Here is a 19,359-nt window from a genome sequence, read left to right as displayed (position 1 = left end):
GATGCCGCTGACTGATATCGGCGATACGACCGCTATCCGTGAGGATGCCTTTGCCAAGATCAATCTGGCCCTGCATGTGACGGGCCAGAGGAGCGACGGCTATCACCTGCTGGAAATGCTGGTGACCTTTGCCCGGCATGGCGACACACTCGACTTCGCGCTTTCCGAAACCGATGCGTTCAGCGTTTCGGGGCGCTTCGGCGATGCACTTGACGACGGCGGCACCAATCTCGTGGTGAAGGCGCGTGACGCATTGCGCGCGGCCATCCAACAGGCCGGCGGCGATGCCCCTGCTGTTCGGATTCATCTGCAGAAGAACCTCCCGATTGCTTCAGGCATCGGCGGTGGATCCGCCGACGCGGCAGCGACGCTGCGTGGGCTGATGCGCTTGTGGCAGGTCTCGCTTCCGCAGCAGACCATCGATGCCGTTGCGCTTGGCCTTGGCGCGGACGTGCCGATGTGCCTCCACAGCCGGCCGCTGATCGCGCGCGGCATCGGCGAGGATATCGAGAACGTGGACCACATGCCTGTCTTCGCCATGGTTCTTGCCAATCCGTTGCGCGGCGTGTCGACGCCCGAGGTGTTCCGCAAGCTCGACAACAAGCGCAATCCTCCCCTCCCCGCCGAGCATCCAAGCTCATGGATGGAGGCACTTGGTGGCATGCGCAACGATCTGGAGCCAGCTGCCCGGGCATTGCTCCCCGAAATCGCTGCCGTTTCATCCATGCTGGCGGATGAAGGCGCGATGTTCGTGCGCATGTCCGGCTCGGGCGCAACCTGCTTCGGCATATTCGCGACCGCAGGTGACGCGGAAAAAGCCGCTCGCAGGCTTCAAGACACGCGCCCGGACTGGTATTTCCAGGCGACGGAAACGCTGGCAGGAGGCACGCATGCCGGGAATCGATGACAATCGTCCGTTCATTCCGGTCGGCATTGCCGTCCTGACGGTCTCCGATACCCGCACCTTGGCCGACGACCGTTCGGGCGACACGCTGGCGCAGCGCATTACCGACGCAGGGCACCGGCTCGTCGAACGCGCCATCGTTCCTGATGATCGGCAGAGCATCGCCAGTCAGGTCTCCGCGTGGACCGCTCGGAAGGACATCGATGTGGTGATCACGACCGGCGGCACCGGCTTTACCGGCCGCGATGTCACGCCCGAGGCGCTGGAACCGATCTTCGAAAAGCGGATGGACGGCTTTTCCGAAGTCTTCCACCGGATTTCCTACGACAAGATCGGGACATCGACGATCCAATCACGCGCTACGGCAGGCGTTGCTAATGCGACCTTCATCTTCGTGCTGCCAGGATCACCCGGCGCCTGCAAGGACGCCTGGGACGGCATCCTGAAGAGCCAGCTCGACTATCGCCACATGCCCTGCAATTTCGTGGAAATCATGCCGCGCCTTGATGAACACCTGAAGCGCGGCGGCGCGGCATAATAGCCCTAGCGCGCCGCGCGCGCGACCCATGAGGGAATCAGCTCGCTCGACAGGCGGCGTAGCTTCTGGCCCCTGACAAACTCAGACAAACGCATGCCGCTTCGCGCCGACGCCAGAGCCTCTTTCTTCGGCAGGAGCAGACCGAGCTCCAGCGGCGGCTTTGAACGGCCGATCCGCTTGAAGAAAGGCCGCCTGTAGCCTCTCGAGGCCGTGAACTGGGCGGGCAGCTTGTTCAGCGAGACATACTCGGCGATCTCGTCGATCCATCCGCTTTGCGGGCGTGCGCCCGGCTCGACGAAGAGCAGCCATTCTCCTCGCGCCGAGTGAAGTATGTCCTTGATGTCCCACTGTGAATGGAAACGGCAGCCGGCGGCATCCGCCACCTTTGACGTGCCGTCCCGCGAGCCGTGATCCAAGACCACAACATCGCTGACGAGCCCTTCAACCGCGCCTGCAACCAACACCGATAAGGTCTGAGCCAGTTCAGGTTCCTGGTCCTGGCACTCCAGCACTACTGTCAACATTGCCTATTTATAGAGCGCCGCACAAAGTTTTGCCAGCGCCACTTTCCCAATTTTGTTCTTGCATTGTTCTCATTTTCCCGATAGGAATTTAATCATCAAAACGGGCGGAGGCAATGGCTTCCGACGCTGGAGAATCCGATGAACGAGCAGTCCCTTGCAGGGCAGGCCGCATTCGCGCCTGCTAATACGGCAGATATTGCCGATGCGATGATCGTCTCCTCCGGTCTGAGGATCGAGGTGGATCGCCGGCGCGGCAGAGCTGCCGGCCTGAACCCGACCGGCCGCTTCGAACCGCTGCGGCGGGAAACGTTCGATGATGGCTGGCAGACGCTCGAAGAACTGCCGCCGTTCAAGACCGAAGTGCAGATCGAAAAGCCGCGCACCGCGATCACACGCAACGAGTCGCCCGATATCCCTTTCGATCGGTCGATCAATCCGTATCGCGGCTGCGAGCATGGCTGCATCTACTGCTTTGCCCGTCCGACCCACGCCTACATGGGCCTGTCGGCGGGGCTGGATTTCGAGGCAAAGCTTTTTGCAAAGCCCGATGCCGCACGCTTGCTGGAACGTGAATTGGCCAAGCCCGGCTACAAGCCGCGGGTGATTGCGATCGGCACCAACACCGACCCCTATCAGCCGATCGAGAAGGAATGGCGGGTCATGCGCCAGATCCTCGAAGTTCTCGAAAAGGCAAACCATCCGGTTTCGATCGTCACCAAGTCGGCGCTGATCCTGCGCGATATCGACATTCTTGAACGAATGGCCGCAAAGAACCTGATCCGCGCGTCGCTGTCGGTGACCACGCTCGACCGCAAGCTGGCACGTACGATGGAGCCGAGAGCCTCGACGCCGACGCGTCGGCTGGAAGCGATCCGCCTGTTGAGCGAAGCCGGCGTACCGACGTCGGTGATGGTCGCCCCTGTTATTCCTGCGCTCAACGACCACGAGGTCGAGCGTATCCTTGAAGCAGCGCGCGCCGCTGGGGCGCTGGAGGCGGGCTACGTCATTCTTCGCCTGCCGCTTGAGGTTTCGCCACTGTTCCGCGACTGGCTGCTGCAGAACTACCCCGACCGGTATCGTCATGTCATGTCGCTCGTGCGGTCGATGCGCGGGGGCAAGGATTATGACGCCGAGTTCGGCAAGCGGATGAAGGGCGCCGGCCCCTATGCCTGGCAAATCGCCCGCCGCTTCGAGATGGCGACGAAACGCCTCGGCATGACGCGCCGGACGATGCCCTTGCGCGACGATCTCTTTACGCCGCCCGATGGCAGCGGCGTGCAGCTGTCGCTGCTCTGACAAGCTTGCAGACGGGCTCCCCTGACCGTCTGCCTCCAGGTCCCCGGCCCGCCGCCCTGATCCGGGGACTTGCAGGAAATCGGGTTGGCGTGCGAAGTTCTGCCGCATGAAACGTCGCACGCCACCCGATTCTCCTATGCTTTTCGAAGACCTCCCCCTCGTTCCGGATTTTCGGCTCGAGCTTAAAGCGCGCAAGGCCGGGCATTGGCCCGTAGCCGGCGCCGACGAGGCAGGACGGGGACCGCTGGCAGGCCCGGTGGTCGCAGCCGCAGTCATCCTCGATCCGAAACGCATCCCTGAAGGCCTGAACGATTCCAAGCAGCTGTCCGCGCAGCGCCGCGAGGAACTGTTCGAACAGATATTGGCGACGGCGACCGTCTCCATCGCCTCTTCGAGCTCCAGGCGGATCGATGAAACCGATATTCGCAAGGCAAGCCTCGACGCCATGCGCCGCGCCGTCTGCGGCCTCGCGATCCCTGCAAGCTACGTACTGACCGATGGCCTTGACGTGCCGCCCGGCCTTGATTGCCCGGGCAGGCGGTGGTGAAGGGTGATGCGCGCTCCGTGTCGATCGCGGCCGCGTCTATCATCGCCAAGGTGACGCGCGATCGCATGATGACGCGCGCCGATATCGTCTTCCCGGCTTACGGCTTTGCGTCGCATGCCGGATACGGCACCGCGCAGCATCGCGCCGGGATCGACCAGCATGGCCCCTGCTCCCTCCACCGGATGAGTTTCCGGCCGCTAAGACGAGACGAGATCTCTGAAGGCTAGAGCGCTGTGCGTCCCTAAGGACGCACAAAGGATGCTCTATCTTCCTGAACATACGTGACAGCCTTTCCGAAAATCTGTTCCGATTTCCGGGCGGATGCCTTAGCTCAACTCCTAGCACAAACGAAAAAAGCCCCGCATTGGCGGGGCTCTTCAAAGACCGGAGACCGGATCTCAGTTCAGGCGGGTCTTTACCTGGCCGACGGCGTCGCTGAAGAGCGTCGACTGGACCTTGGTATCGGCCTTCTTTGCCAGAACCGATTCAGCAGCTGCGATTGCCAGATCGACGGCAGCGGAACGAACCGCCTTCATCGCATCGGCTTCTGCCTGCTTGATCTTCTGTTCGGAAACGAGCGTGCGGTTTGCAACGAACTCTTCCGTTTTCTTCTTGGCTTCCGCGGTCAGCATTTCAGCTTCGCGCTCGGCTGCAGCAACGATGTGTGCAGCTTCGGCTTCCGCTTCCTTGCGCTTGCGCTGGTATTCGGCCAGCAAATGCTGGGCCTCTTCGCGCAGACGCTTGGCTTCCGCCAGCTCGTTGCGGATCTGATCGGCGCGGTCGTCGAGCGACTTCGCCATCATCCCGGGAACCTTGAGGTAGACAACCAGTCCCAGGAAGAGGAACAGGCCGATCATCGCAAAGAATGTTGCGTCAAGTGCCATGATCAAGCCCCCTTCTTGAGGTCGGCGACGGCAGCGGCAACATCTGCCTTGGCTGCTGTACCGATCAGCTGTTCCACGACAGCGGTTGCGGTTTCTTCGGCAATCGAACCGACATCGGCAAAAGCCTTTGCCTTGATATCAGCGATGCGGCCTTCGGCTGCCTTCAGCTTCTCGCCGAGGCTGGCTTCAACCGTCTTGCGATCCGCTTCGGCCTTGAGCTTGGCGGCTTCGCGAGCGGCGGTGCCGATCGAGTTGGCCTTGGTGCGCGCGGCAGCCAGGTCGGCCTCGTAGGCAGCGACGTCGGCGTCAGCTTCCGCCTTCAGGCGGCCTGCTTCGTCGAGATCCTGCGAAATGCGATTGTGGCGCTGCTCGAGGATCCCGCCGATACGCGGCGTAATAACCTTTTGCATGAGCACGAAGAAGACAACGAACGTGATCGCCAGCCACAGGAGCTGCGAGGCGTAGGTCGTCGAATCGAAAGGCGGGAAAACGCCGCCACCGTGATGCTCGGCCGGTACGCCGGTCTCGGTGTGGACTTCGCCTGCTGCCGGGGCGGCATGCGCGTCTGCACCGGTAGCTGTACCAGTTTCTGCGGTTCCCGCCGGGGCTTCTTCAGCGTAAGCCGGGGTCACAAAAAACATGCTCACCTCCAGGTGTACTGCAAATGCAAAGGATCACGGCTTGCGGTCTGCAGGCCGTGATCCTTCAGTGCGCCGAAATTAAACGGCGAAGAGCAGGAGGAGAGCGACGAGCAGCGAGAAGATGCCCAGAGCTTCCGTAACGGCGAAGCCGAATACCAGACGGCCGAACTGGCTGTCAGCGGCAGACGGGTTGCGCAGGGCGCCCGACAGGTAGCTGCCGAAGATGTTGCCGAGGCCGAGAGCCGTACCGGCCATACCAAAGCAAGCGAGGCCTGCACCGATGAATTTTGCTGCTTCCGCGTCCATGTTGAACTCCTTTGAAATGGTGTGTTGCGGCGAATTGACTGACGCCCTTGGACGTCAACGTCGGTATCCCTTAGTGGCCACCCGGGTGGATCGCGTCATTGAGGTACATGCAAGTCAGCACCGCAAAGACGTAAGCCTGGAGGAAGGCGACGAGGAACTCGAGACCAGTCAGGGCGACGGTCATGAGGAGGGGAAGGATTGCGCCACCGATGCCGACCGCACCCAGTGCTCCAAGCGAGGCAACGAAGCCTGCGAACACTTTCAGGGTGATGTGACCAGCCAGCATGTTGGCGAAAAGACGAACCGAGAGCGAAATCGGACGGGACAGGAAAGAGATGATTTCGATCGTCACGACGAGCGGCAGAAGAATGCCAGGAACGCCCTGCGGGACAAAAACATTCAGGAAATGGAAGCCGTGCTTATAGAAGCCGTAGACGAGAACCGTGCCGATCACGAGCAGCGCCAGCGCGAAGGTGACGATGATCTGGCTGGTAACCGTGAAGAAGTACGGGAACATGCCGAGCAGGTTTGCGGTCAGCACGAACATGAAGAGAGAGAAGACCAGCGGGAAGAACTTCATCCCCTTGGATCCGGCGCCTTCCTTCAGCATGTTGGCGATGAACTCGTAGGACATCTCGGCAACCGACTGCGAACGGCCAGGAACGATCGCCCGATTCGACGTCGAGAAATAAAGGAAGCCAGCAGCAACGGCTGCGGAAGCCATCATAAAGAGCGAAGCGTTCGTAAACGAGAAATCAATTCCACCGACTTCGATCGGCACAATCTTCTGGATCAGGAACTGATGGGTCGGATCGTTAGACACCGCTTGTTCTCTCTATCTTTAGCCCGCGCGAGACGGGATTATTGCACTGGATCGAACGCCGGAGCGCCCTGCCCTATTTCCGGTTGTCATCGCGCAAATTGGTCTCAGGCTTTGCAACCTTACCCGCAGCGCGCAAAACGTTCAGTACACCGGCACAGAATCCGAGAAGAAGAAGAACAATCAACCCCCAAGGCGCCGTGCCGACAAAACGGTCCAAGAGATAGCCGAGAACGGCACCGACAACGATCGCGGAGATGAATTCGCTCGAAAGCTTCATCGCCTGGGCATAGCCTTTACGGCTCGCCTCGGCGCTGGCTTCGATAGCCTCTTCCTTCCCCGCTTCAACGCGCTTGGTTGCGAGCTCCGCCCCCAGTTGCGCCCGGCGCTTTTCCAGACCTTCCTCTCGGTCATCCGTCATGGTGCTCTCCTCCGCCAGTCATTGTCCGCGATCCCGCTACCCCGGTTTTCAGGACAACGACCCCAAGGTTCGAGAACCTTCCGGCCCGTTTTGAAGTCGCGCGCAACATAGTTTTAGCAAAAAGCATAGTCAAGGCGTAGGCAGTCGATGTCCAGCCATAAAATTATGGCGCAAAAACATATGCTTAGGCCGCGAGAAACGGCTTGCCTGAAAATCGAGGCAAAGAATCCGCTTTTACCGGCGCCGGGAAGCCAGAGAATCTGGTGTTGTAGCCCTTATCAGCTCCAGCCGCCGCCGTAGGTGCGGTAGAAGATGTGGAGCCCGATACGACCGACCTTCTCCATCGTCTTTGCCCATTTCGGGCGAACATAGACGGCATGGTAGTGCGTGGCGGAGCCGACCTGCGGCAACCAGATCTTGCCGGCGGTAACGGCCATCGCGACCTCGCGGGCGATTCTCCAGTGATACTGCGAGTTCACCCGATCCTTGATGTTGTCGCAGGCGAAGGAGAACTGGCAGCGATTGCGCCAGTCCTCGTTCTGATAGACGACACCACAGATCGTTTTCGGGTAGGCCGGATTGCGAACCCGGTTCAGGATGACCTGGGCGACGGCGGCCTGACCCTTCACTGTCTCGCCACGGGCTTCGAAGTAGATGCCGGAGGCAAGGCACTGCTGTTCGGCAGCCGAGAAGACGGACGGCGCCAATACACTTGCTGCCCATGCGTGATCGCGCGGACCGATCTGCGGCACGAAGCGACCGTCGCCGGACTTTTCCGTCAGGATCGAATCGAACGGAGACTGTCGGGAATAATCCGGGCCGGCCGGCGCATAGGCGGTCGCAAGCACGTCCGCCTTGTCGCTTGTCACGAGACCCGCGAGCAGTGGCGACATGCCGCGGTCCGGCTTCGGCGCCTGCTTTGTGTAGAAGCTGGTCGCGATTTCGATCTCCTTGCCCTTGATCTTGGGCTTCACGAAAACCGACTTGTCCTTGATATCGAAGTTCGGCTGCAACAGACGAGTGCGCTGGAGAATGGAGCCGGCGGAGAAATCCTTGGGCGGCTGCACCTGTTCGACTGCGACCACCCGGCCCTTCTTGCCCTGCCGGTTGACGCGATCCTCGTCCGTTGTGTCCTCGTGGCCCTTGTTCTTGGTGACGAAGGCCACCTTGCGCCCATCGGGCAAGACCATTCCGGCGCCCGCGGCGATCGTGCCTGTTACGATGGGATCGGAGAAGGCAAGCTCGGCCTGATGAATGGATCCCGCCGGGGAGTTGGTCATCACCATGCGCCAGTTCTCGCGGCTTTGATCGAGGCCGGCAAGCAGCGCGGCGAGATCGGCATGAGAGGCGACGCTTGGGAAGGCCAGCCATCCGCAGACACCGAAGAATGCGGGAGAGCTCCAGTTTTGAAGCAGAAGGCGCAGTTTGCTACGGGAATGGATATTTCGACGCAACGCGGAACTCCGGCATGGAACGCATGAACATGCCGATGAAAATGTCTTATTAACCTTGATGCTTGGTTAATAGCGGGTGCGAGCCGGCGAAAAGATTAGCATCTTTGAAAATGCAAAAAGCCCGGCAGTGGGCCGGGCTTTCGGGATGAGCGTGGCGCTCGATCAGATAATGACGTGCGAGCCGAGCTCGACGACGCGGTTTGCCGGAAGCCGGAAGTAGTCCGACGGATTGGCCGCGGCGTTGGCGAGCGCAATATAAAGACGGTCCTGCCAGTAAGGCATGCCCGACTTGGCATCGGGAACCAGCTTGCGGCGTCCGAGATAGAACGACGTCGACATGATGTCGAACTTCAGGCCGCTCTTGCGCAAGGTTGCCAGCGCCTGCGAGACGTTCTGCGATTCCATGAAACCGAAGAGCAACTCGACGCGCGAGAAACGCTCGGAGATCGGCTCGACCTTGTAACGATCGGCGCTTGATACGCGCGGCTTGTTGACCGTCCGGATCGTCAGGATCACGTTTTTCTCGTGCAGAACGTGATTGTGCTTCAGATTGTGAAGCAGTGCCGCCGGGGCGGACTCGGGATCGCTGGTCAGGAAGATCGCGGTACCGGGCACTTGCGCCGGCGAATGGTCGCTCTTGCGCTCGATGGAGCTGACGAACGACGCCATAGGGATATCAGTGTGACGGGTCTTTTCCATCAGGAGCGCGCTACCACGGCGCCACGTCCACATGATGATCGTGAAGGCGGCGGCGATCAGCACCGGAATATAACCGCCGTCGTGGATCTTCAGCAGGTTTGCCCCGAGGAAGATCATCTCGAGAACGAGCAGCGGAGCGAGCGCGAGCGTCGCCACCGGGATCGACCAGTTCCAGCGAACGCGGACGAACTCGAACGCCATGATCGAGGTGACGACCATCGCGCCTGTCACCGAGATGCCGTAGGCGGTCGCCAGCGCATCCGAGGTCTTGAAGCTCAGAACGAGGAAGATGACGCCGAAGAACAGGACGACGTTGACCGACGGCACGAAGATCTGCCCGGTATTCGTCTCGGAGGTGAAGAGGACTTCCATCCGCGGCAGGAAACCGAGGTTGATGCCCTGGCGAACCAGCGAGAAGGCCCCGGTTATGACCGCCTGGCTTGCGATGATCGTTGCCGCGGTGGCAAGGATGACAACAGGCAACAGCGCCCACTTCGGGAACATCAGATAGAACGGATCGGACATCGCCATCGGATTGCCGAGCACCAGAGCGCCTTGGCCCAGATAGTTCAGCGTCAGCGACGGGAAGATCAGCGCGAACCAAGCCCACTGGATCGGACGGCGGCCGAAGTGGCCGAGATCCGCGTAAAGAGCCTCCGCTCCCGTTACCGTCAGGAAGACCGCGCCGAGTACGACCACGCCGTAAAAGCCTTCGTGCAGCAGAAAGCTGATCGCGTAATACGGGTTGAACGCCGCCAGGATCCCGAAATCGTCGGAAATGTGGGAGATGCCGGCGGCCGCCATGACGAGGAACCAGAGCGCAGTGATTGGCCCGAAAAAGCGGGCCATGGCGCCGGTTCCGCGCGATTGCACGGCAAACAGCAAAGCAAGGATGAAGACAGAGATCGGTACGATGTAGCTGGTCAAACTGGGCGCGACGAGCTTCAGACCTTCCACGGCCGACAAGACCGACAGCGCCGGCGTGATCATCGCGTCGCCGAGGAAGAGAGCAGCGCCGACGAGACCGAGCAGCATCAGAAGCGCGGTATGTCCGTTGGCCGTCTTCATCAGCAGCGCCAGCAGGGAGAGGGTACCGCCCTCACCTTCGTTGTCGGCGCGCAGCAGGAACAGCACGTATTTGAGGGTAACGATAATGGTCAGAGCCCAGATCATCAGCGAGATCAGGCTGATGACTTCAAAGCGCGTCAGGCCGTCAGCCGCAACCGGCTTCAGGGCTTCGCGGAACGCGTAAAGCGGGCTCGTGCCGATGTCGCCATAGACAACGCCGACGGAACCCAGCGCAAGATAGAAGAGCTTGCGGGGCGACATCGAGCGCTCGTGTGTGTGGCTACCTTCGTGCATGAAATGAAAACAGGCTCTTCAGAGCCAGCCTTTCCATCGAAAAAAGAAGAAGGGAATGATGGCGGACATCACCATGAGCCCGAGGGAAATCGGATACCCGTGGGCAAAGTGCAGTTCCGGCATGAATTCAAAGTTCATGCCGTAGATGGAGGCGACCAGCGTCGGGGGCAAGAAGACGACCGAGGCGATCGAGAAAATCTTGATGATCGAGTTCTGCTCGATGTTGATCAGACCGAGCGACGCATCGAGCAGGAACGTTATGTTGCCCGCGATAAACGACGCGTGCTCGTTCAGCGACTGGATGTCGCGCGACACGGTCTTGCAGAGTTCCTTGGTGTCGCGGTCCTGCTGCACGGCTGGAACGTTGTAGAAGAAGGTCATCAGTCGGGACATCGAGGCCAGACTATCGCGCACCTTGCTGACAAGGCGATGATGGCCGGCGATGTCGCGCAGCTTTTCCTCGAGATAGTTCGAGGGCCGGCGAACCTTACGGGCGCGATCGCCGAAGACGTGCATGGACAGAATATCGATCCGAGCGACCGATATCTCGAGAATTTCGGCGGTGCGGTCGATGATCGTCTCGAAGAGCTTCGACAGAAGGGCGGCGCCGTTTCGGCACTGGGCCGGCACGCGGTGAAGGGCTGCGATGAAGAGCGCGAAGGATTTCGGCAAGGCGTAGCGAATGGTGATCAGGCGCTTGCCAACCAGAATGAACGCGACATCGGTCAGTGTCGGCGCATCCGTCTCCGCCTTCCAGACGAGCGAAGCCGTCATGAACACGGCATCATTCTCGACATAGAGACGGGCCGAGGGCTCGATATCCTTCATGTCGTCGCGTGTCGGCACTTCGATGCCGAGGGCCTTTTCGAGATAGAGCTCTTCCTCGCGAGTCGGCTCGATCATATCGATCCACATGACGTCGTCAGGCAGGGTGCTCGCCTGCGAGATATCGCCGAGTTCAACCGTCTTGCAATTGGAGCAGTAGGCCGCGATCACCGGAACCACCTCCGGCAATCGTTCAATCCTGCTGGAATCACGTGCATCATCGAATGACCTTCCACGGCACTCCGGATACGGGAGCGCCAACGATGCATGGCATCGGTATCTGCGGAAGCGATTGAAGAAAGCTCATGTAACTCCTGGCACATCGGGCCGTGGCCCGGATATGCATTATGCTCAACCGTATCGCAGTCACCAAGCCTTCGACCAAGACAACTCCGATCATGCACTGGCCGAGCCCCAACCGGGACGGCCATCATCGAGCATTCGCAAAGTCGCCCTCATGGCGACGGCGCGCCATATGCAGGAAAGCTGCGAAAGAATCAAGACATCTTACGTACACTGCGCCCTTTGAACACATTTCCTCCGCAATTGGGAGTCTAGGCGCGGCGAAGCGCTTATTCGAATACGATGGCTGGTGCAGGGCGCTCAGGCTGGCCGCCCAGCTGCTCCCAGACCCTGGTTGCGATGTCCCGGTAGATGCTTGCAACGATACCATCCGGCTCGGTGGCGACGAGCGGCGTTCCGGCATCGGACGTCTCGCGGATATTCATCGTCAACGGCACCTCTCCGAGGAACGGAACGCCGATGCGTTCGGCCTCGTTGCGGGCGCCGCCGTGTCCGAAGATGTCGTAGCGCGTGCCGGTATCCGGCGCGATGAAGTAGCTCATGTTCTCGACAATGCCGAGCACCGGGACCTCGACCTTCTTGAACATGTTCAAGCCCTTGCGGGCATCGATGAGGGCAAGATCCTGCGGCGTCGACACGATGACGGCGCCGGCGAGCGGCACCTGCTGCGCCATCGTCAGCTGCGCGTCGCCCGTGCCCGGAGGCATGTCGACGACGAGAACGTCGAGTTCGCCCCAGGCGACCTCGCGCAACATCTGCATCAGTGCGGATTGCACCATCGGGCCGCGCCAGATCATCGCGGTCTCCTCGTCGACGAGGAAGCCCATCGACATCACCTTGAGACCGTAATTCTCCATCGGATTGATGATGCGACCGTCTATCTGGGTCGGGCGTCCGGAGATCTTGAGCAGTCGCGGCATGGACGGGCCATAAATATCCGCATCGAGGATGCCGACCCGCAGGCCGTTTGCCTTTAGACCGAGCGCCAGATTGACCGCCGTCGTCGACTTGCCGACGCCGCCCTTGCCCGATGCGACCGCGATGATCGCGTTGATGCCGGGACGCCGAGCTTGCCGGACCGCTGCTGCGGCGGATGAGGGTGAGCATGGGAATGACCATGATGCTCGTGGCCGCCCTGTCTCTGTGGCTGCGGCTGCGGCGCGGCGCCGGCCTTCTTGTCAGCCGTCAGGGCAACCAGCGCGCCCTTGACGCCGGGTATCTCCTTGATGACACGCTCGGCGGCCGAGCGAAGAGGCTCGAGTTCCTTGGCGCGATCGGCCGGTACGGTGATGGAGAAATAGACCTTGCCGTCGGAGATGAAGACATCGGAGACCATGCCGAGCTCAACGATGTTGTGCTCGAGATCGGGACCGCGAACGGTTTTCAGCGTTTCGAGAACTTGTTCCTTGGTGACGCCGCTCATTCCATCCTCACTGCCTGTTTCGGCAAACTAGATAGAGGAGAGCCGCGGCTTCGCCAAACAAAATCGCAGCGGGCGGCCCGTCGACAGAGCGTGAAGAATGACCGTTGCGCCACCAAGTCCGCCGGGCTTTCGCCCTGATCGCACAACGGCCATCTCCAATCAGTAGATTTTGTAGGGTAGCCGCGGCGAAAGACCAGCCCAGAGCGAGTTAACAATTGCTTCGACGGGCGATGCAGGAAACCGAGTATCAAAAATGCAACAACCGCCGTTCGAGGCCAAGCACGCCAAAAGGCGGCCGCGGCATCGAACGGCGGTGTGCAGGTCGCGCCATTCATACGGCGTCGTTACCAGGTCCCCTCTGGACCGCTGAAAATAAAGAAGCAGAAAATGTGCCAGTTGAAAAGATGCTGTTTGAACGCCGTATTCCTAAAGTGCGGCACAACGGCCGCGCGGAATTTGATGCAATTTTAGGCTTGGAGCAGACATTCGCCTGCGATTTGAGCAAACGTCACTTTATGAGGCCGATGCGCAAAGCCTTGGCGACGGCCTGCGTGCGATTGACCGTGTCGAGCTTCTTTGTCGCGCGGTTGAGGTAGTGATTGACCGTGTGCTCCGACAATCCAAGGATATCGGCGATTTCCACGCTCGTCTTGCCCGCCGCCGTCCAGTTCAAGCAGTCGATCTCGCGGTCGGTCAGGGCTTCGACGACCCTATTGTCGAGGGTCCGAATTTCCGCCAGGCGGTCAAAAACGTGGCTCGAGAGGTAGTGCAGTTCGCGCATCTCTTCCGGGGTAAAGGGCTGCCGGTCTCCCGAGAACGATACCGCGCCACGGCTACCCGAGGGGTCATGCGTCGGGAAATAGGCACAGCGCATCATGCGAAAGCGCTCGAACAGAGCGGACACGATACCCGCCTTGCCGTCCGGACGGTCCAGCTTGGCCTTGGACAGGTCGTTGGAGAAGGGAACCGTCGAGCCTCGCAGCCGGCGCATGACCGGGCTGTGGATCAGCAAGCCTTCGTGATCATAGGCGGAGAGAAGCTCTACCGGCCAGTTGGTAATGACGGTGTTGCTTTGCAGATCGCGTGTCGTTGTCGACGGCAGGTTGAAAACCATGAAGGCACGCGCCTGATACGCCTCCGTCACTCGTTTCATGAAACGGAAAATGTCGAACTGAGTGTTCAGTCCGGCGAGTTCACTTACGTAGACGTCTACGGAAGTAACAGAGTGTGAGGCGTTCATCGATGCATTCAACTTCAGAATTTCGGGACTTCGACTTGCAACACCTCTCCGCGCAAGCCTTGAATGCGCGCGGACGATGTGTGCTAACTGGACATACACCCCAGGACGGGGGATTGACAGGGTGCAATTGTGACGATTCGTCAGAAAATCACAAGACTGTGAGCGGAATACCCGCAATTAGCGTTAAGGGCGCGGCCCAAGGCCGATGCGGATGCCGGCCGAAATGCGGTTTGCGGTCTGCCTGACAGCTTCGGCCCACCCCTCGAGCCGCTCCATGGTCAACCGATATGCAGGCCCGGTGACCGAGATCCCGCCGACATAGGAGAGATTTTCGGATGAAATCGGCGCGGCGACGCAGCGGATGCCAACTTCATGCTCCTCGCGATCGAACGCCACGCAGTTTCGGCGGATCTCACCGATCTCGGCAAGCAGCGTTTCGTGGGTGTGGGTGGCAGGCGTGAAGCGCTGAAAGGTCACTTCCGACAAGAGTGCATCAATGCGGTCATCGGGCAGCAGCGACAGCGCAGCCTTTCCGACCCCAGTGCAATAGATGGGCGAGGCATTGCCGATCTGCGAATACATGCGAACCGGCTGCCGACCTTCAACCTTGTCGAGATAGATGACGGATGCGCCCCTGATCACGCCGAGATGGACGGTTTCGCCGGTCAGATCCTGCAGTTCGCGCAGATACGGCTCGGCGACTAGACGCAGTTCGTTGCGTGCCCAACTTCGCGACGCAAGCTCCAGCAATCGCAGGCCCGTGGAATAGCGGCCATCGGCATCGAGTTCGAGCAGGCCTTCCTCGACGAGGTGAACGAGTTGACGATGAAGCGTGCCACGCGGCTGGCCGCTTGCCGCCGCGATGTCGGTAAATCGCAGGGGACCCTCGGCGTAGGCGACCATGTCCAAGAGAACCATGAGCTTGCCGAGCGTTCCCGTTTCGCGACGCTCCCTCGTCTCATTATTCAATGTGGCCATGATCGCGCGCCCGGATACCTTGACAGAGTGGGTAGCCTAATCCGATAATTCCACATAGTCAAATAAAGTTCCAAATAATGGAACAATCGGAGGAGGAGCATGCATGGCGGAACTTCGGACCCAGTTTCCGGAATTCAGGGACCGGAGCGTGCTCATCTCGGGCGGCGGCTCGGGCATCGGTGCGGCTGTCGTCGAGGGCTTTGCCAAGCAGGGGGCGAAAGTTTCTTTCATCGACATCGCTGAAGACGAAAGCCGCGACCTCGCTCAACGCCTGTCGCGCGACAGCCTGCATCCCGTCCGCTTTCACAAGACCGATCTGCGCGACATCGGCGCGATCCGGCAGACCGTCGAGGAGATCGCGGCCCATTCCGGTCCGATCAGCGTGCTCGTCAACAATGCGGCGCGCGACGATCGACATGAGTTCGAGACGGTGACGGAGGAATACTGGGACAACAACCAGGCGACCAACCTCAGGCATGTCTTCTTCATGTCGCAGGCCGTCGCACCGCACATGCGGGCGGCAGGCGGTGGCGCCATCATCAACATGTCGTCGATCGCCTTTTTGCTCAACATGCCTGACTTCCCGGCCTACTCGACCGCCAAGGCCGGGGTTATCGGCCTGACGAAGAGCCTTGCCGGCAAGCTTGGCAGTGACAACATCCGGGTGAACTGCATCCTTCCCGGCATGATCGTGACCGATCGCCAGATGAAACTCTGGCTGACCGAAGACGGCATTGCCCGCACGGTCGAGCGCCAGTGCATCAAAAAAGTTCTGCACGCCGACGCTATTGTCGGGCCGTGCCTGTTTCTAGCATCCGACTGCGCCTCCGCCGTGAGCGCACAGTCTCTTATTGTCGATGGAGGCATTTTCTGATGGCAAATCCCGCTTATATCGCGGTCGATTGGGGAACGAGCAGCTTCAGGCTGTGGCTGATCGGCGCCGACGGCAGCATTCTCGGTGAGAGCCGCAGCGGCGAAGGCATGACGACAGCTGCCAAGACCGGCTTTGAAACCGTGCTTGCCGCACATCTGGCGAAGGTCGAAGCCCCCGCCGACCTGCCCGTCATCGTCTGCGGCATGGCGGGCGCAAAGCAGGGATGGGTGGAAGCTGGCTATGTCGATGTACCGACGCCGCTCTCGGCCATCCTGAGCAAAGCCGTTTCCGTTCCCGGCCAGAGCCGCGACATCCGGATACTGCCGGGGTTGGCGCAACGCGACAAGGCGACCCCTGACGTCATGCGCGGAGAGGAAACGCAGCTCCTCGGCGCTCTCGGCACCTCAAGCGCCGGCGCGCAGGCGGTGTGCATGCCCGGCACGCACTCGAAGTGGGTGCATGTGCGCGACAGCAACGTCACCGGCTTCTCGAGCTTCATGACGGGTGAGCTGTTCGATGCGATCAGCAAGCATACGATCCTGTCGCACGCCGTTGCCGGCGCCGAGGATCAGCCCGCCGACCCTGCCGCTTTCGAAGCTGCCGTCAGGGCCGCGTTCGAGCGCCCGGCCATGGCCACCAACCTGTTCTTCACGGCCCGTTCCGGCCAACTGCTGCATGGACTGGGCGCAGCCGGCGCACAGGCGAAGATCTCGGGCACGCTGATCGGCCTCGAGATCGCCGGAGCGCTCTCCGCAGCGGATGCCAAGGTCGATATCAGCCTCGTTGCATCCGGCAGGCTGCAGGGCCTTTATGAAGCGGCCTTCCAGACACTATCTTTGTCCTACACCACCATCGACGCCGACGCCGCGGTACGCCAGGGGCTCGCGGCAGCCGCCAAAGCCATCTGGCCGAACTGAGAAAGCAACAGCAATGAACCGTATCCCCTTTCCCGCCATGAAACGCCCGCTGATCGCCATTCTGCGCGGCATCAAGCCTGCGGAAACAGAAGCCGTCGTCGGCGCGCTGATCGAAAACGGCCTCACCGCCATCGAGATCCCGCTGAACTCGCCGGAGCCGTTCAAATCCATCGAAATCGCCGCCAAGATGGCTCCCGCCGATTGCCTGATCGGCGCGGGCACCGTGCTCACGACCGAAGCCGTGGACAGCCTGCATGCGGCCGGCGGCAAGCTTCTGGTGACGCCGAACGTCGAGCCTGAAGTCATCATCCGCGCCCGCGACTACGGCATGGTCACCATGCCCGGCGTCTTCACGCCGACGGAAGCCCTGGCGGCCGCACGTGCCGGCGCGACGGGGCTGAAGTTCTTCCCCGCCAGCGTGCTCGGCCCTTCGGGCATCAATGCAATCCGCGCCATCCTGCCGCCGGAACTCGTCATCGCCGCGGTCGGTGGCGTCTCCGACAAGAACTTCGCGGACTATACGAAGGCCGGGATCATGGCATTCGGCCTTGGAACCAGCATCTACAAGCCGGGAATGACTGTCGCAGAGGTTGCCGAGCGCGCCAAGGCGACCATCTACGCTTACGACGCAGCGGTAGGAGCTTGAGCGTATGACTGACATTCATGAGTTCGGAGGCACGACACTTTGCAGCACCAATTCGGTGCTTGGCGAAGGGCCGACCTACGATCCCGATACCAATACGGTGTGGTGGTTCAACATTCTCGGCAAGGAGCTGCACGAACTGCGGCTTTCGACGAGGGAGAAGAAGGTCCACCCCCTGCCGATGATGGCAAGCGTGCTTGCCCGTATCGACGCCGGCCGACAGTTGCTGGCGACCGAACAGGGGCTTTTCGTCCGCGACACTGAGACCGGCAACCTGACCTTCCATGCCGCACTCGAAAACGACAAGCCAGAGAACCGCTCGAACGACGGCCGCACGCATCCCTCGGGCGCGCTGTGGATCGGCACGATGAGCAAGCGCGCGGAAACCCACGCGGGCGCGATCTATCATGTTGCGCGCGGCAAGGTGACGAAGATCTTCGACGCCATCAGCATCCCCAACTCCATCTGCTTCTCGCCTGACGGTACGATCGGCTACTTTACCGACACCCGGATCAGCAAGCTGATGCGGGTCATGGTCGATCCGGAGACCGGCCTGCCGACCGGCGAGCCGATCGTTCTCGTCGACACCATGGAAGAGCCGGGGGCATCGACGGCTCCGTTGTCGATGCCGACGGCTACATCTGGAACGCGCGCTGGGGTGCCGGAACAGTCGACCGCTACAGCCCGGACGGACTTCGCATCGCGCGCTACAAGGTGCCGGCAGCGCAGCCGTCCTGCCCGGCCTTCATTGGCGCGGACGCGGATGGCCTTGCGGTCACGACAGCCTGGGAAGGTCTGGATGAAGCAGCGCGCGCCATGCAACCGGATGCGGGCGCGCTGCTCGAGCTCGGCATTGCGGTAAGAGGCCGGTTCGACCCGGCCTATATTCTCTAGTCGTCACGCAGTCGGCTTCTTGAAAGGCGCCCAGGTCGGCGCCTTTTTCGTTGCCAGCTGGAGCGGTAGCGCGCGGGAAGCACGGAAAAAGTTCCCTCAATACTATCAATTTTTCGATGTGTTTTTATCGGAACCAATAGCCAAGCCATTCATTTCAATTGGGAACCGGCCGGGTAGATACACCAACGAACAAGGTGAGCCAGGCTAGAGATCACTCGAAGGAATACAAAGGTAGGTTCGATATGACACGCAAACTTTTGACGACTGTTGCCGCCGGCGCCCTGTTTGCAGCGGCGTTCGCACCCACGGCTTTTTCCCAGAGCGCGACCCAGCCTGCAACGCCCGGCGCACCTGCTACGCAGGCAGCCCCGGCTGATCCGGCTGCACCGCCGAAGGTTCCGGATGCAACTGCAGCGAGCGGTGATGCGGCCCAGGCTCCTGCACCAGCGACCACCGTCGACACGGCCCAGGCTGGCGGCGACACGTACCTGACGGAACAGTCTGCCGATCAGGTCAGCGCCAACACCTATATCGGTCAGTCCGTTTATAACGGCCAGAACGAAAGCATCGGTAGCGTGAACGACCTGATCATGAAGAAGGATGGCGGCCTCGTCGCTGCGGTGATCGGTGTCGGTGGTTTCCTTGGTATCGGCGAGAAGAACGTCGCAGTGCCGATGGACAAGGTCACGGTCGCCCAGAACACGCAGGACGGCAGCGTCAAGCTGACGACCTCCGAAACGGCCGAGTCGCTGAAGGCCGCGCCTGAATTCAAGACGCTGAAGATGCTGTCGGCCGAAAAGGCCCCGGCTCCGGGCGCCATGGATACCACGGCAACCGGTTCGACGACCAACAAGTAGAATACTGCG

At 60.8% G+C, this 19,359-nt stretch carries 18 protein-coding genes and 3 pseudogenes; 9 read left to right on the top strand and 12 right to left on the bottom strand.

Annotated elements, in window-relative coordinates; translation table 11 throughout:
* Position 1 precedes the first annotated feature (1 nt).
* Together FZ934_RS01445 and moaB are read left to right on the top strand one after the other, a co-directional pair.
* Positions 2-907 (top strand): 4-(cytidine 5'-diphospho)-2-C-methyl-D-erythritol kinase, encoded by a 906-nt coding sequence (locus FZ934_RS01445; protein ID WP_153269604.1) that lies wholly within the window; start codon positions 2-4, stop codon positions 905-907.
* On the top strand, positions 891-1,442 hold the full coding sequence (moaB, locus tag FZ934_RS01440) for a molybdenum cofactor biosynthesis protein B (RefSeq protein WP_153269603.1): 552 nt from the start codon (positions 891-893) through the stop codon (positions 1,440-1,442). Before FZ934_RS01445 ends, moaB begins: the two co-directional genes overlap by 17 nt.
* A 5-nt stretch (positions 1,443-1,447) precedes the next feature.
* Here the strand turns inward: moaB and FZ934_RS01435 are convergent, their stop codons facing one another.
* Positions 1,448-1,966, bottom strand: a complete 519-nt coding sequence (locus FZ934_RS01435; protein WP_153269602.1) for a glycosyl transferase — start codon at positions 1,964-1,966, stop codon at positions 1,448-1,450.
* A gap of 138 nt (positions 1,967-2,104) precedes the next feature.
* Between FZ934_RS01435 and FZ934_RS01430 the strand changes: the two genes are divergently transcribed.
* Together FZ934_RS01430 and FZ934_RS01425 are read left to right on the top strand one after the other, a co-directional pair.
* Positions 2,105-3,262: a PA0069 family radical SAM protein gene (locus FZ934_RS01430; protein ID WP_153269601.1), complete on the top strand. Its 1,158-nt coding sequence runs from the start codon at positions 2,105-2,107 to the stop codon at positions 3,260-3,262.
* Positions 3,263-3,368: 106 nt separating this feature from the next.
* Positions 3,369-4,036, top strand: a pseudogene (locus tag FZ934_RS01425) (ribonuclease HII).
* Positions 4,037-4,207: 171 nt separating this feature from the next.
* On the opposite strand, the gene FZ934_RS01420 reads toward FZ934_RS01425, so the two are convergent.
* From FZ934_RS01420 to FZ934_RS01370, 11 genes and pseudogenes are all read right to left on the bottom strand, one after another.
* Positions 4,208-4,693, bottom strand: coding sequence for a F0F1 ATP synthase subunit B (locus FZ934_RS01420; RefSeq protein WP_113364360.1), 486 nt, complete (start codon positions 4,691-4,693; stop codon positions 4,208-4,210).
* Between the two features lie 2 nt (positions 4,694-4,695).
* Positions 4,696-5,334 (bottom strand): F0F1 ATP synthase subunit B, encoded by a 639-nt coding sequence (locus FZ934_RS01415; protein ID WP_113364361.1) that lies wholly within the window; start codon positions 5,332-5,334, stop codon positions 4,696-4,698.
* Positions 5,335-5,412: 78 nt separating this feature from the next.
* Complete coding sequence (locus FZ934_RS01410; protein ID WP_015338972.1) at positions 5,413-5,640, bottom strand: F0F1 ATP synthase subunit C; 228 nt, start codon at positions 5,638-5,640, stop codon at positions 5,413-5,415.
* A 70-nt stretch (positions 5,641-5,710) separates the two neighbouring features.
* Positions 5,711-6,463: a F0F1 ATP synthase subunit A gene (locus FZ934_RS01405; protein ID WP_153269600.1), complete on the bottom strand. Its 753-nt coding sequence runs from the start codon at positions 6,461-6,463 to the stop codon at positions 5,711-5,713.
* A 73-nt stretch (positions 6,464-6,536) separates the two neighbouring features.
* A complete protein-coding gene (locus FZ934_RS01400; protein WP_153269599.1) occupies positions 6,537-6,881 on the bottom strand; it encodes an AtpZ/AtpI family protein in 345 nt (114 codons plus the stop codon).
* Positions 6,882-7,159: 278 nt separating this feature from the next.
* Positions 7,160-8,335: a cell wall hydrolase gene (locus FZ934_RS01395; protein ID WP_153269598.1), complete on the bottom strand. Its 1,176-nt coding sequence runs from the start codon at positions 8,333-8,335 to the stop codon at positions 7,160-7,162.
* Positions 8,336-8,497: 162 nt separating this feature from the next.
* Positions 8,498-10,396, bottom strand: coding sequence for a potassium transporter Kup (locus FZ934_RS01390; protein ID WP_153269597.1), 1,899 nt, complete (start codon positions 10,394-10,396; stop codon positions 8,498-8,500).
* 18 nt (positions 10,397-10,414) lie between these two features.
* A complete protein-coding gene (locus FZ934_RS01385) occupies positions 10,415-11,392 on the bottom strand; it encodes a magnesium transporter CorA family protein (RefSeq protein WP_153272332.1) in 978 nt (325 codons plus the stop codon).
* A gap of 401 nt (positions 11,393-11,793) precedes the next feature.
* Positions 11,794-12,947 (bottom strand): annotated as a pseudogene (apbC, locus tag FZ934_RS01380) (iron-sulfur cluster carrier protein ApbC).
* Positions 12,948-13,455: 508 nt separating this feature from the next.
* A complete protein-coding gene (locus FZ934_RS01375) occupies positions 13,456-14,187 on the bottom strand; it encodes a helix-turn-helix transcriptional regulator (protein ID WP_153269596.1) in 732 nt (243 codons plus the stop codon).
* A gap of 183 nt (positions 14,188-14,370) precedes the next feature.
* Positions 14,371-15,165, bottom strand: a complete 795-nt coding sequence (locus FZ934_RS01370; RefSeq protein WP_194273744.1) for an IclR family transcriptional regulator — start codon at positions 15,163-15,165, stop codon at positions 14,371-14,373.
* Positions 15,166-15,268: 103 nt separating this feature from the next.
* Here FZ934_RS01370 and FZ934_RS01365 point away from each other — a divergent pair, with 103 nt between their 5' ends.
* The 5 genes and pseudogenes from FZ934_RS01365 to FZ934_RS01345 all read left to right on the top strand — a co-directional run bounded on the left by FZ934_RS01365 (position 15,269) and on the right by FZ934_RS01345 (position 19,350).
* Complete coding sequence (locus FZ934_RS01365) at positions 15,269-16,039, top strand: SDR family NAD(P)-dependent oxidoreductase (protein WP_153269595.1); 771 nt, start codon at positions 15,269-15,271, stop codon at positions 16,037-16,039.
* Positions 16,039-16,956 (top strand): 2-dehydro-3-deoxygalactonokinase, encoded by a 918-nt coding sequence (locus FZ934_RS01360; RefSeq protein ID WP_153269594.1) that lies wholly within the window; start codon positions 16,039-16,041, stop codon positions 16,954-16,956. The genes FZ934_RS01365 and FZ934_RS01360 overlap by 1 nt, the downstream gene beginning before the upstream one ends.
* A 13-nt stretch (positions 16,957-16,969) precedes the next feature.
* The gene (locus tag FZ934_RS01355; protein WP_153269593.1) at positions 16,970-17,602 is read left to right on the top strand and encodes a 2-dehydro-3-deoxy-6-phosphogalactonate aldolase; all 633 of its coding nucleotides are present in this window, start codon (positions 16,970-16,972) and stop codon (positions 17,600-17,602) included.
* A 4-nt stretch (positions 17,603-17,606) separates the two neighbouring features.
* Positions 17,607-18,493 (top strand): annotated as a pseudogene (locus FZ934_RS01350) (SMP-30/gluconolactonase/LRE family protein).
* A gap of 242 nt (positions 18,494-18,735) precedes the next feature.
* On the top strand, positions 18,736-19,350 hold the full coding sequence (locus FZ934_RS01345; protein WP_153269592.1) for a PRC-barrel domain-containing protein: 615 nt from the start codon (positions 18,736-18,738) through the stop codon (positions 19,348-19,350).
* The last annotated feature ends 9 nt before the right edge of the window (positions 19,351-19,359 follow it).

Origin of the sequence: Rhizobium grahamii, from assembly GCF_009498215.1 — a bacterium.
GTDB lineage: Bacteria > Pseudomonadota > Alphaproteobacteria > Rhizobiales > Rhizobiaceae > Rhizobium > Rhizobium grahamii_A.
Note: the sequence above shows the minus strand (reverse complement) of the source record. Positions and strands in the feature narration are given on the sequence as shown.